13 protein-coding genes and 1 CRISPR repeat array (1 of these 14 cut by a window edge) are annotated in these 12,549 nt (G+C 70.3%); of the genes, 7 read left to right on the forward strand and 6 right to left on the reverse strand.

Features of this window, described 5'->3' with window-relative positions:
• Positions 1 to 15 precede the first annotated feature (15 nt).
• The 4 genes from JUB11_RS22990 to JUB11_RS23005 all read left to right on the forward strand — a co-directional run bounded on the left by JUB11_RS22990 (position 16) and on the right by JUB11_RS23005 (position 4,979).
• A complete protein-coding gene (locus tag JUB11_RS22990; protein ID WP_207461118.1) occupies positions 16 to 225 on the forward strand; it encodes a hypothetical protein in 210 nt (69 codons plus the stop codon).
• 277 nt (positions 226 to 502) lie between these two features.
• Complete coding sequence (locus JUB11_RS22995) at positions 503 to 823, forward strand: hypothetical protein (protein ID WP_207461119.1); 321 nt, start codon at positions 503 to 505, stop codon at positions 821 to 823.
• A 94-nt stretch (positions 824 to 917) separates the two neighbouring features.
• On the forward strand, positions 918 to 3,962 hold the full coding sequence (locus JUB11_RS23000; RefSeq protein ID WP_207461120.1) for a PAS domain S-box protein: 3,045 nt from the start codon (positions 918 to 920) through the stop codon (positions 3,960 to 3,962).
• A gap of 351 nt (positions 3,963 to 4,313) precedes the next feature.
• A complete protein-coding gene (locus JUB11_RS23005) occupies positions 4,314 to 4,979 on the forward strand; it encodes a response regulator transcription factor (protein WP_207461121.1) in 666 nt (221 codons plus the stop codon).
• Positions 4,980 to 5,043: 64 nt separating this feature from the next.
• On the opposite strand, the gene JUB11_RS23010 is transcribed toward JUB11_RS23005, so the two are convergent.
• Complete coding sequence (locus tag JUB11_RS23010; protein WP_247887262.1) at positions 5,044 to 5,937, reverse strand: NAD(P)H-hydrate dehydratase; 894 nt, start codon at positions 5,935 to 5,937, stop codon at positions 5,044 to 5,046.
• A 30-nt stretch (positions 5,938 to 5,967) separates the two neighbouring features.
• Positions 5,968 to 6,753, reverse strand: a complete 786-nt coding sequence (locus JUB11_RS23015) for a histidine phosphatase family protein (protein WP_247887263.1) — start codon at positions 6,751 to 6,753, stop codon at positions 5,968 to 5,970.
• 216 nt (positions 6,754 to 6,969) lie between these two features.
• Here JUB11_RS23015 and JUB11_RS23020 point away from each other — a divergent pair, with 216 nt between their 5' ends.
• Complete coding sequence (locus JUB11_RS23020) at positions 6,970 to 7,812, forward strand: hypothetical protein (protein ID WP_207461123.1); 843 nt, start codon at positions 6,970 to 6,972, stop codon at positions 7,810 to 7,812.
• 13 nt (positions 7,813 to 7,825) lie between these two features.
• On the opposite strand, the gene JUB11_RS23025 is transcribed toward JUB11_RS23020, so the two are convergent.
• Positions 7,826 to 8,407, reverse strand: coding sequence for a hypothetical protein (locus tag JUB11_RS23025; protein WP_207461124.1), 582 nt, complete (start codon positions 8,405 to 8,407; stop codon positions 7,826 to 7,828).
• A 45-nt stretch (positions 8,408 to 8,452) separates the two neighbouring features.
• Positions 8,453 to 9,340 (reverse strand): EamA family transporter, encoded by an 888-nt coding sequence (locus JUB11_RS23030; protein ID WP_207461125.1) that lies wholly within the window; start codon positions 9,338 to 9,340, stop codon positions 8,453 to 8,455.
• A 125-nt stretch (positions 9,341 to 9,465) separates the two neighbouring features.
• On the opposite strand from JUB11_RS23030, the gene JUB11_RS23035 reads away from it, so the two are divergent.
• Positions 9,466 to 9,951 carry an Lrp/AsnC family transcriptional regulator gene (locus tag JUB11_RS23035; RefSeq protein WP_207461126.1) on the forward strand — a complete coding sequence of 162 codons (486 nt, stop codon included), beginning with the start codon at positions 9,466 to 9,468 and terminating at the stop codon, positions 9,949 to 9,951.
• A 12-nt stretch (positions 9,952 to 9,963) separates the two neighbouring features.
• Here JUB11_RS23035 and JUB11_RS23040 read toward each other — a convergent pair whose 3' ends face one another.
• Both JUB11_RS23040 and JUB11_RS23045 read right to left on the reverse strand, forming a co-directional pair.
• Positions 9,964 to 10,272, reverse strand: coding sequence for a hypothetical protein (locus tag JUB11_RS23040; RefSeq protein WP_207461127.1), 309 nt, complete (start codon positions 10,270 to 10,272; stop codon positions 9,964 to 9,966).
• Positions 10,273 to 10,375: 103 nt separating this feature from the next.
• On the reverse strand, positions 10,376 to 10,615 hold the full coding sequence (locus tag JUB11_RS23045; RefSeq protein ID WP_207461128.1) for a hypothetical protein: 240 nt from the start codon (positions 10,613 to 10,615) through the stop codon (positions 10,376 to 10,378).
• Positions 10,616 to 10,975: 360 nt separating this feature from the next.
• Between JUB11_RS23045 and JUB11_RS23050 the strand changes: the two genes are divergently transcribed.
• The gene (locus JUB11_RS23050; protein ID WP_207461129.1) at positions 10,976 to 11,398 is read left to right on the forward strand and encodes a VOC family protein; all 423 of its coding nucleotides are present in this window, start codon (positions 10,976 to 10,978) and stop codon (positions 11,396 to 11,398) included.
• 40 nt (positions 11,399 to 11,438) lie between these two features.
• A CRISPR array of direct repeats spans positions 11,439 to 12,549; the repeat unit is 32 nt; unit sequence GTTTCAATCCACGCTCCCGCACGGGGAGCGAC (it continues 1,308 nt past the right edge of the window).

The following is a 12,549-nucleotide window of genomic DNA, read 5'->3' on the forward strand; positions in this document are numbered from 1 at the left end:
CCTGAGGAGATCCCAATGAGCACTCCCAAAGCACTCACTCAGGCGCTCCCGCTTGCACTCGCCCCGGAACCGCCGTCACGCACGGATCCGGTGCCGGCGAAGCGGACCGGGCAGCCGCCCTCCGGCAAGGTCCCGTCCGGCAACGCCAACTCCGGCAATGCGCCTTCCGACAACGGCGATCCTTATCATTTCGCCGCCCGTCTCGCCCACCGCCGCACGACCTGAGGCTTTAATGGACGATGGCGCTCAACCGGCTCCCCGGCGGGTCTCGACGGCCCGCTCCACCATCGTCACCGCATGCTCCCCGTACCAGCGCGCCACCGCCCGGCACTCCCGCCCCGATCAGGTCGGCGCAGGCTTCCGCACCTTCACAGCCGCCTGACCCATGATCCAGAAACGGGACGGCCGCCACGGCGGCCCCATGCTCTCGCAGGCGGAACGCGCACCCTCCATCGCGGTTGATCCCCGATTGGCAATTCCGGACGCGTGGATGGTGAAGGCGATGAACCCGACCGAAATCGATCTTTCCGGCTGGATCCTGCTGGCCGTGCGCGGCGAGCAGTATCTGATCGGGCATAGCGAGCAGACCGGCCGGCTGCTCCTGTCCTCCGCACTGGTCGAACTGGACCCGGCGGTCACGCCGGAATGGGCGGTGGCCGACGGCGGCGTGCGCTACCGACTCCTGCCGCCGGGCGGCCTGCGCGAGACGCAGGATTACCGCGACGCCGCGGCGCTGCTGTCGGGCTCGCTCCAGTCCTGGGGAATCGCGGACGAGGAGCGGGAGCGGATCATGCGGCAGATTTTCGACACGCCCCAGTCCTGAACGCCCGCTGGCCATTCGCGCTACACACAAGGGCGGGGTGGCGGCTCTCGGCCACCCCGCTAGATAAGTGGGAAAGGGATTTTCCGGATAGCCGATGCCGTTGCGTGATGGGATGAATCCGCCGAAGCCGACCCCGGCCTTCCTCGACGGCGGCGGAGAGAGCGGCGCCGCTCTGCGCGCGGTCGACTGGGCCGCGACGCCGCTCGGCCCGCCGGAGGACTGGCCCGCCGCGCTCACGACGCTCGTCGGCGTGCTTCTCGCCGCCCCCCAGCCGATGCTGATCGCCTGGGGTCCCGCACGCACGGCCTTCTTCAACGACGCATACGCCGCACTACTCGGTGGCGCTCCGGCGCCCGCCCGCCCCTTTGGCGAGGTCTGGCTCGCCGACACGCAGCAGGCCCCCTCCGCCCTTTCCGCCGCCTATGGCGGCGAGGCCGTCCGGCTGGAGGAGGTCCGTTTTCCGGCGGGCATCGCCTCCTTCGCCTTCACGCCGGTGCGCGGCGCGGACGGTGCCGTGGCGGGCGTGTTCTGCACGGGCAGCACGGCCCTGGCCCCGTCACGGAGCGAGGCGCTGCTCAGCGCCGTTCTCGACGCGCTTCCCGTCGGCGTCCTGATCGCCGACGCCGGGGGGCGGATCGTCCGCGACAACGCCGTCCACCGCGACCTTTGGGGCATGGCTCCGGAAACCACGAGCTGGGAACAGTATGGCGACTGGGTCGGCTACTGGCCGGAGACCGGGGAACGGATCAAGGCGGCGGAATGGGCCATGTCCCGCGCCCTCCTCCGGGGCGAAGTGGTCCGGGGCGAGCTGGTGGAATCGGAACGGTTCGGCACCCGCGAGCGGCGCTTCTTCCTCAACAACGCGGCTCCCGTGCGCGACGCCTCGGGCACCATCCTGGCCGGCGTGGTCGTGGAGCTGGACGTCACCGGCCGCCTCGCCACAGAGCGTGCCCTGCGCGAGACGGAGGAGCGCTATCGGCTGGCCGCGCGGGCGACCAACGACGCGATCTGGGATTGGGACCTCGCCACCGACCACATCCAGTGGAACGAGGCGGTGCGCACCCTGTTCGGTTACGCCCCCGACGAGGTCGGCCCGGCCGGCGCCTGGTGGAAGGAGACCATCCATCCGGACGACCGCGGCCGCGTCGTCGCCGGCATCCACGCGGTGATCGACGGAGCCGCCGACCTCTGGACCGCCGAATACCGGTTCCGGCGGGCCGACGGCAGCTACGCCGACGTCTACGACCGCGGGACCGTTTTGCGCGACGCGTGCGGCCAGGCTGTCCGCATGATCGGCGCGATGCTCGACGTCACCGAGCGCAAGGCGGCGGAGGCGGCCTTGCGCGAGAGCGCGGCGGCCCTGGAGACACGGCTCAACGCGCTGCCGCAGATGGTCTGGTCCACGCTGCCCGATGGGCACCACGACTTCTACAACGACCGCTGGTACGAGTTCACCGGCGTGCCCCACCGCGCGACCGACGGCGCCGGCTGGGCCGGCATCGTCCACCCCGACGACCGGGACCAGAGCTGGGCGGCCTGGCGTCACAGCCTCGCGACCGGTATTCCCTACCAGGTCGAGTACCGGATGCTGCATCGGTCCGGAGAGTACCGCTGGATGCTCGGGCGCGCGCTCCCCATCCGCGGACCCGACGGCGCCATCACCCGCTGGATGGGCACCAGCACCGACATCGACGAGCTGAAGCGCACCGCCGACGAGCTGCGCCGCACCTCGGCCCTGCTGCGGCTGATCGGGGATTCCACGCCCGACATGATCTACGCCAAGGGCCGCGACAGCCGGCTGCTCTACGCCAACGCCGCGATCCAGCGCATCCTCGACCGGCCACTCGACCGGATCATCGGCCATTCCGACCTGGACTGGGCGCCCGACCGGCGCGAGGCGGAGGCGATCATCGCCAACGACCGCCGCGTCATGGAGACGGGCGACACCTTCGACGTGGACGAGGCCTTCACCGGCCCGGACGGACGGACGCGCTATTTCCGCTCGGTGAAGTCGCCGTTGCGCGACGCGTCCGGCGCCATCATCGGCCTCGTCGGCCTGACCAGCGACATGACCGCCCGCCGCCAGGCGGAGGAGCGGGAGCGCCTGCTCGCCCGCGAGGTGGATCACCGCGCCAAGAACATGCTGGCCGTGGTGCAGTCGCTGATCCAGCTCACCCGCGCCGACGACGTGGCGGCGCTGAAGCAGGCGGTTTCCGGCCGCATCCAGGCCCTGGCCCGCGCCCACACATTGCTCGCCGCCTCGCGCTGGGAAGGGGTGGACATCGCCCGCCTCGCGGAGGAGGAGCTGGCCCCCTTCGCCGGCCGCGATGGCCGGCGCGTCGCCGCCCGCGGCCCGGCCGTGCGGCTGAAGCCCGACGCCGCCCAGACGCTGGCGCTGGTGCTGCACGAGCTTGCGACCAACGCCGCCAAATACGGCGCCCTGTCCGCCGACGGCGGCCGGCTGGACGTCGAATGGCGCCTGCGGCCCGACGCCTCCGGCAGCCCCGGCGGTGGCGAGCGGCTGGAGCTGGACTGGCGCGAGGGGGGCGGGCCGGCCGCCGCTCCGCCCTCGCGCCGGGGCTTCGGCTCCACCCTCATCCGCACCGGCGTGGAGCACCAGCTTCATGGCGAGGTGGCGATGGACTGGCGCGCCGAAGGGCTCGCCTGCCGCCTCTCCTTCCCGGTCGAGCAACCCGGCCCGGCGCGGGAACCGGGGCAGCCCGGACCCGAACGCGCCGACGCTCCCCCGCAGCCCGAGGGCGGGCCGCTCGGCCTGCGCGTGCTCGTGGTGGAGGACGAGGTGCTCGTCGCCATGCAGATCGGGGAGATCCTGCGCGAGGCGGGCTGCGACGTGCTCGGCCCCGCCTCCACCATCGCCGAGGCCGCCGACCACCTGCATGGCGCGGAGATCGACGCGGCCCTGCTGGACGTCAACCTGACGGGAGAGCATAGCTTTCCCGTCGCCGACATCCTGTCGGCCAAGCGCATCCCCTTCGCCTTCTGCACGGGCTACGCCGGAGCCACCGCCCTGCCCGACCGCTTCCGGGCGGTGCCGGTCGTAGCCAAGCCCTTCGCCCCGGACGAACTCCTCGCGGTCCTGCGCGATCTTCGCCGGAAGGCGGAGAAGGCGGCGCGATAGATCCCGCGGACCTCAAAGACGCACCTCTTCCGCGCAAACGAAAAAGAAGTAGAAAATACAGCGCAAACGGCGCGGACTCATTTTTGTCCCAATGATCCCCTTGCTCTTCGTCTTTGCCGGACCATGCCGCCGCGCCATCAGCAATAGGAGAAAAACTACTAAGACATAGGACTGTTCATTTTCGCCTTTATGCCCTGGCAAGTCCTCCAGCATTAGTCCACCTTGCGTACCACGCTGAACGAGAGTTCGTCCCGACGGCCGGATTTCATCCGTGCGGATGGGCGCACTCGAGGCGAATGAACCGGCGCCCCGTGAAAAGGGCGGCGCCGATACCCGAAGGTGAAGAGCAGCATGATGTCCGCAACCGTTTTCCTGATCGACTCCAATCGGCTCTTCCGTGAAGGGCTGAAGCGGCTCCTGCAAGGCTCGGCCTTTTCGGTGACCGGCGAGGCCTCTTCGATGGAGGAGGGAATTTCCTTCCTGACCTCCTCGGGCGGGCAGCCCGCCATCGTCCTGCTGGACGCCCAGACGGTCAGCGAACGGGACATCAACGCCCTGCGCGCGCTGGCTCCGCAGACACGCGTCGTGATGCTCAGCCCCGACTTCAGCACCCAGCGCCTGTCCGACGCGCTCCGCGCCGGGGTCCACGGCTATCTGGTCAAGGACATCGCCTGCGAATCGCTGATCCAGTCCCTGCAGCTCGTCCTGCTCGGCGAGAAGGTCTTCCCGACCAACCTCGCCGCGATGCTTCTGCCGGGGGCCGCGCGCGGCGGGATCATGACGGCGGCGACCGACAGCAAGGGCCTGTCGCGCCGCGAGATGCAGATCCTGCGCTGCCTGCTGCACGGCAACTCCAACAAGATGATCGCCAACCACCTCGGCATCACCGAGGCGACCATCAAGGTCCATCTGAAGAGCCTGCTGCGCAAGATCAACGCGTCCAACCGCACCCAGGCCGCCATCTGGGCCATGAACAACGGCATCGCCGCCGAGGCGCCCGAGCTGTTGGCCGTCTGACCCAGCGCTTCTGTCCCGCCGGCCATGCCCCCCATGGCCGGCCGCACTTGTTTCCGGCGGCGGATCACCCCGCGAATTCGGCCATGATGCAGGGCACCTCCGCCAGCAGTTCGCGGGCGAGGAAGCCGAGCGGCGCGACCTTGGCGGTCAGCCGGTTGCCCGCCTCCCCGTGCAGGTAGACGCCCCAGGCCGCCGCCTCCAGCGGCGTGGCCCCGCGCGCCAGCAGCCCCGCCACGATGCCCGCCAGCGTGTCGCCGGAGCCCGAGGTGGCGAGCCCGACGCAGCCGCCGCTGTAGGACCAGGCCTTGCCCTCGGGCGACGCGATCCAGGTCGTGCTTCCCTTCAGCGCCACCACCGCACCCAGCCGCTCCGCCGCGCGCAGGGCGGTGCCCCTGGGATCGTCGTTCACCTCATCCTTCCCGATGCCGAGCAGCCCGGCCATCTCGCCGGCGTGCGGCGTGACGACGATCCGACCGGCGTGGCGGCGCGTGCGCTCCGGCGTCTCCCCCAACCCGATCAGCGCCGCCGCGTCCAGCACGATGGCCGGCCCTTCCCCGCCGGGCTCCAGCCCCTCCAGCACCCTCGCCGTCAGCTTTTCGACCGCCGGCTGGTCCATCATGCCCGGCCCGATCAGCAGCGCGCCGCAACGCGCCCCGCCCTCGATCACCGTGCCGGCGGCCTCCGGCGCGATGCCGCCGGCCTCGGTCTCCGGCAGGCCCACCGCCCGGCATTCCGGCAGGGCGAGGCCGAGATGCGGGGCGACGCTGCGGCAGGTGGCGACCTGCAGCTTGCCCGCCCCGGCGCGCAACGCGCCGAGCCCGGCGAGCAGCGCCCCGCCCGGCACCTCGACGCTGCCGCCCACGGCCAGCACCCTGCCGCGCTGCTCCTTGTCGCCCCGCTCGTCCGGCTGCGGCAGCGGCATGCCGCGCAGCAGTTCGGCGGTCACCCTGCTTTCCATGGTCATCATCCGTCCTTGAAAGAGCCGTCTTCAGCGGGAGGCCACGTTGGCGTCGGGCTGCGCCGTGACCGGCGTGCCGGTCTGCTCCAGCGGAGCCACGAAATTGTAGCGGTGCAGAACCAGCGCGCCCTCATGGCCGGCCCGCGGGTCGAAGCGGTATTCGGTGACGGCGCAGTTCGCCACGTCGCCCTCCGCGTCGATGGCCAGGATCTGCTCCTCGGTCATGTTCTCCAGCAGGTAGCGCAGGCACAGCACCACCACCTGATGCCCGACGATCAGCACCCGCCGCCCGCCATGGTGGAGGCTGACGGTGTCGAGCGCGCTGCGCAGCCGCAGGATCACGTCGCACCAGCTCTCCCCGCCCGGCGGCCGGTGGTAGAACTTGCCGAGGATGCGGCGGAACTCCGCCTGGTCCGGGATCAGCTCGGCGATCCCCTTCGTCGTCAGCCGGTCGAGGACGCCGAACTCCTTCTCGCGCAGCCGCTCGTCGATGACGAAGTCGCGCGTCTCCACCCGCAGCCCGCCGCCCGCCTGGATGCGCTCCGCCGTGTGCCTGGCCCGGAGATAGGGCGAGGTCAGTACCACGTCCGGCCGCTCCTCCGGCGGCATGGCCGCGAACCAGCGCCCCAGCGCGTCCGACTGCCGCTCGCCGAGCGGGCTCAGGGGCACGTCCACGTCGCGCAGCGCGATGTCGATCCGCGCCAGTCCCGCCGCGCGCGCCGCGTCGCGCGCGACGTTGCCGGCGCTCTCGCCGTGGCGGACGATCCAAAGCCGTTCGGGCCAGCGCTGCTGCATCGGGATTTCGCCTCCGTTCATCCTCCGGACATAACCCGGGATCCGCCCCGAAGTTCACGGACGGCCGCTTCTCCATCAACCCGCCCGGGCAAACGGCGAGTCAGTACCCCTATCGAATAATCCCATTTCCGAAGGGCAATCTCCCGAATCCCCTCTCTCCTGAAGGTTCAAACAATTCTAATTTTCAACCGGGCCGGAGCGTCGGCCTTCATGGAACGGAACCGAGGGAGGAGTGCCTTGAACCTGGCAAGCATTACCCAGCGCCTCATGGCTGGCGAACTCCATTACGCCCTCGGGCGTTTCGAGACGGTCCGGCGCGGCTACAGCCTGTGCCGGGGCCTCGGCCGCGCCGCGCGCGCCGGAGCGGCGAAGCCCGCCGCCCCCTCCCTCTTCGCCTCGGTCTCTCCTGTGGACGCGGTCGAGGCGGTCCGGCGCGACTCCATCGCCTGGGGCTTCGACCTGCCGCCCTCGGTGGTGCGCGAACTGACCGCCCATGCGGAAACGGTGGACCTCTTCGACCGCGGTCGGCCGGACCGCTCCTTCCGGCGCGCCGAAGTCGAGGCCGGCCGGCTGCCGGACGGCGACCCGGTGGCGCTCGGCATCGTCCGCGACCCGATGGCCCATGCGCGCGTCCGCGAGATCTGCCACGACCCCGTCCTGATGGAGTCCGTGACGCGCTTCCTAGGCTATCGTCCGGGCAAGATCATCCCGCGCCTGTTCTGGAGCTTCGCCTCCGCCATGGAGGACGACGAGCGCCGCCGGCGCGGCCAGACCATCGACTGGCACTTCGACGTGCACGACCTGAACTTCATCTCGGCCAACTTCTACCTCACCGACGTGGACCGCTGGTCCGGCGCCCACGCGCTGGTCCGGGGCTCGCACAAGGGCAAGCCGCTCCGCCTGCTGATGGGCTCGGCCAACGCGCCGCACGAGGCGGTCATGGGCGTGTACGGCGCCGACAAGGAGCTGATCGTCGAGGGGCCGAGCGGCACCGGCTTCCTGGAGGACACCTCCTGCTACCACCGGGCCATCGCCCCGACCCGGGGCGACCGGCTGATGATGCAGATCTGGTACAGCTAGGCGCCGGCCCGCCCTATGGCGACAAGGTCGCGGGGACTTGCTCCCGCGCCGCTTTCCGGAACAGCCAGGCCGACAGCAGCCACAGGGCGACGAAGCATCCCGTCGCCGCCAACGCCTCGCCCAGCCCGGCGGCCAGCGCGACCACGGCGACCAGCGCCTGGGCGAGCGCCGTCGCGGCCAGCGCGCGCGCCATCCCACGCAGCTGGAAGCGCGCCATGGCGGCGCCGACGATACCCACGATGAGCACGCCGCCATGCATCAGGTTGGCGGGGTTGTCCTCGGTCCCGATGACGCCGGCGGCGAGGTTCAGCCACACGAGAAGGAAGGCGGCCGCGAGCGCCACCCCGGCGCCCGCCCGGTAGGCCCGGCTGCCCGTCATCCGCGCCGCCAGCTCGAAGCCGCCGCCGGCGCCGGCCAGCATGGCGCCGAAAAGGATGAAATCCGCCGCGCCCCAGTCCACCGCGCCGGTGACCTGCATCGCGAGAAGCGGCAGCAGCATCAGGAGCGCCGCCGCGCCCCATCCCGCCACCCTCCAGCCCGCCACCCTCCAACGTGCCGCGCGTGGCCCGTATCCTGCCCCATTTCCCGTCGCCATCGCCTCGCCTCCCTGCACCGGTGAGACCTTCGGCCCTGCCCGCTCTCAAGCCTTCCCGGCCCCACGCGGCCGCGCCAGCACACTGCCCGCCGAGGCGAGCATCACGAGGGCAACCGCCGCCCATTGGAGCAGGCTCAGCCGCTCGCCCAGCAGGACGAAGCCGACGATCGAGGCTACCGCGGGCGAGGCGCTGACGGCCAGCCCGAACACATGCGACGGCAGCCGGCGGAGCGCCGCCATCTCCAGCGAATAGGGCGCCATGCTGGACAGGACGGCGACCGCGAGCCCGACGAGAAGGACACCGGGCGCCAGCAGCGCCGCACCCGCGTGCGCGGCGCCCAGCGGCACGGTGAAGGTCGCGGCGACCAGCATCCCCCAGGCGACCGCGCTGCCGCCGGGCAGCGACGACGCCCGCTTTCCGAAGACGATGTAGAGCGCCCAGCACAGGGCGGCGGCCGCCGCATAGGCCACCCCCAACGGATCGAGCGCCGCCCCCTCCACCGGCAGCAGCAGGCCGAGCCCGGCCGCGGCACAGACGATCCACAACACGTCCCGGAGCCGCCGCGAGCCCAGCAGCGCCACCGCCAGCGGCCCGGTCACCTCGATGGCGATGGCGATCCCGATGGGGATCAGTTCCATCGCCCGGTAGATGCACAGGTTCATCGCCCCCAGCGTCGCCCCGTAGACGATCAGGTTGCGCAGGTCGCGCCCACCGACCCGGCTCCGCCACGGCCGCCACAGCGCCAGCAGCAGCACGGCCGAGATGCCAACCCGCAGGGCGGTGACGCCCTCCGCCCCGACCAGCGGGAAGAGCGACTTGGCCGACGCCGCCCCGACATACTGCGACAGCAGCGAAGCCAGCAGGAACAGCAGCGGCAGCGCCGCGGAGTCGGTCTTGGAAGCGGGGTCGGTCTGGAAGGATGCGTTGGCCACGCCGAGGGCTCCGGGCACGGCCCTCTCGGGCCTGTTCGATGTTCGGCGCAAAGATAATGTGACGGCATCGCGCGAAGCGCTTAATTTGGCGCCCCGCGCTGCAACATTTTTTCGCGAGAGCCGCCTTGCGCTTAACATCCGCTCGCCCGCCGGACGAACTCGACGGCCACGACCGCGCCATCCTTCGCATCCTCCAGCGCGACAACCGCACGCCCCAGCGGGTGATCGGAGAGGCCGTGAACCTGTCCGCCCCCGCCGTGCAGCGCCGGATCGCCCGGCTGGAGGCCAGCGGCGTCATCCGCCGCAACGTGGCGGTCATCGACCCCGCGGCGGCCGGACAAGGCGTGACCGTCGTGGTGGAGGTGCATCTGGACAGCGACCGCTCCCCCGTCGTGGACGCGGCCAAGCGCCTGTTCCGCGAGGCGCCCGAGGTGCAGCAATGCTATTTCGTCACCGGAAACGGCGGTTTCATCCTGATCCTGCTGGTCCCGGACATGGCGAGCTACGAGACTCTGTCCCGCCGCCTCTTCGCCGACAACGAGCATGTGACCACCTTCCGCACCCTGGTCGTGCTCGACCCGGTGAAGGTGACGCTGGAGGTCGATGTGTAGCGATCCGGCCCGTCAGGGCTTCGGCGCGGCGTCGGAGGGGCCGGGAACGGCCGGCCCGCCGTGGCCGCCGCCACGGTCACTGGTCGTGTCCTCCCCACCCGCCTGCGCCCGCAACTGCCGCATCGCCTCGTACAGGTGGTGAATCTCCGCCATGATCATGGCGGCGGCCCGGTGCGCCTGATCCTCGTGGCAGCCGCCGAGCGCCATCAGCCGGGCAACCGTCATCCCGGCCTTGCAGACCAGCACCGGATGGGCGCCGCGCTCCGACGCCAGCATGCTGCGCGCCGTATCGACGATGAGCCTTGAGATCGCGTTTTCCATCAGTCCGGGCCTGCCGCAGGGGGTTCCACGGCCCCACTCTCCGGACCCGCGCGCCGCGCGCCTTGATTCAGATCAATCGGCCCGCACCAAATAAGGCGCGGCGTCAGCCCAACGCCTTGCCCGCGCGCAGCCGTTCCATCGTCGCGTGCAGCCGCCCGGTCTCCCGGATCGCCCAGGCGGCGACCTCATGCGCCCCTTTCTCCCCGTAACCCGCCCCCGCCACGAGCCTCGCCACCTCCATGCCCGCCTCCGAGGCGAGAACCGGGTGCGCCGCCCGGTCGGAGATCAGCATCCGCTTCGCCGCGTCCTTGATGACCTCGTAGATGAGATGAACCACATCCAACGCTCAGACCCTTCCCGCTGCGTCCCTTCCCCCCTCATACGCGCCCGGCGGCCAAGCGGATCACCGGACGGCTTGGGGCACGAGGCTTGGCCGCCTGGCCTCGGCGCGGACAGCCGCACTCGCACATCCGCGCGGTGACGCGCCGTCCGGAGCGGAAGCCTCTGGTCGGGGTGAGAGCGCAAGCCTGTACGGCCACTTGCCGGGAAGACGCCCACGGCCTAACCTCATGGCGTCGAAAAAGGCGGACCGGTTTGGTTAGCCCGGTCGCCCCCTCGGGGGCTCTGGCTGGCGCGTCGGCGCCAAGTCCCGCGACGTGAACCCTGAGGCATGACGCTTCAGGGCAACGTTGGGGATTGTCCAATGCAACAGCAGATTTCGGTGATCACGCTGGGCGTCAGCGATCTTGCGCGGTCGCGGCGGTTTTACGTCGAAGGCTTCGGCTGGCGTCCGGTTTTCGAGAACGCGGAAATCATCTTCTATCAAATGAACGGCTTCGTTCTCGGCACGTGGCTGGAAACGGCTCTGGCGGCCGATACTGAACGAGAGCGGCTCTCCCGGCCGGGAGCCTTTTCCCTGGCCCACAATGCGCCCTCCCGCGAGGACGTGCAGCCCACGATGAACCGCCTTCTGCAGTTCGGCGGCCATCTGCTGAAAAGCCCCGTCGAACCCCCTCATGGCGGTTTCAGCGGCTATGTTTGCGATCCGGACGAACACGCATGGGAGATCGCCTGGAACCCCTTCTGGGCCATCGATCCTCAAGGCCATGTGACCTTCGGCACCTGACACCCACCTCGCCCAAGCCCCGCCGGCTGCCCGCTGGCGGGTTCTTCATGCCCGGGCAGGTGAAGGAGCGACGGTCTTCCGGCGTGATCGTTGAATAGGTGGCTCATCCACGCTCCCGCACGGGGAGCGACGCTGGTTGGCCTCGTACTCGGCCATCATCGCAAAGTTTCAATCCACGCTCCCGCACGGGGAGCGACCGGCTCTTGGCTCATCGAGCGCGCGCCCACCTGGTTTCGATCCACGCTCCCGCACGGGGAGCGACCGTCGTCGTCCGGCCAGATGTCCGGAGCGGTGTTGGTTTCAATCCACGCTCCCGCACGGGGAGCGACCGGCCCCTTGCCCAGCGCGTTCCCGATCCCCCACCAGTTTCAATCCACGCTCCCGCACGGGGAGCGACTCCGTCGAGCGTCGGCATGTCTATGCGATGCTGGAGTTTCAATCCACGCTCCCGCACGGGGAGCGACCCTGGGCTTTTCCTGGTCATCCAGCCGTCTGGGGCGTTTCAATCCACGCTCCCGCACGGGGAGCGACAGGCCAAATGGTGGAGGCGGGGAGATTCGCAAGGTTTCAATCCACGCTCCCGCACGGGGAGCGACAAGGGATCGCTCGCCCGTTTGTCGGTATCCACCGGGTTTCAATCCACGCTCCCGCACGGGGAGCGACAGAGCCACGGCCAGCTTTGCGTCATCCCAGGAGACGTTTCAATCCACGCTCCCGCACGGGGAGCGACGTCCGCGGCCTGGCCGGCCCGCATGAGCGCATTGTTTCAATCCACGCTCCCGCACGGGGAGCGACTGGCGAAATTCTCGCCCAGCGTCCAGACCATGTACTTGTTTCAATCCACGCTCCCGCACGGGGAGCGACCAGGACCTGGAGCCGGTCAGCGCGCGACACCGTGTTTCAATCCACGCTCCCGCACGGGGAGCGACGTGGGATGGAGTTGATGTGGCGGACTACCCTGGCGGTTTCAATCCACGCTCCCGCACGGGGAGCGACCTGATCCAGGGGAGCCACACCATGGCCAAGCTGTTTCAATCCACGCTGCCGCACGGGGAGCGACCGGTCGCGTCGCTGACGCGAAGGCCCTTGGCCCGGTTTCAATCCACGCTCCCGCACGGGGAGCGACCCGGCGATGGGCATGCCATCCCGAT

This window comes from Azospirillum sp. SYSU D00513, from assembly GCF_017356015.1.
Classification (GTDB): domain Bacteria; phylum Pseudomonadota; class Alphaproteobacteria; order Azospirillales; family Azospirillaceae; genus Azospirillum.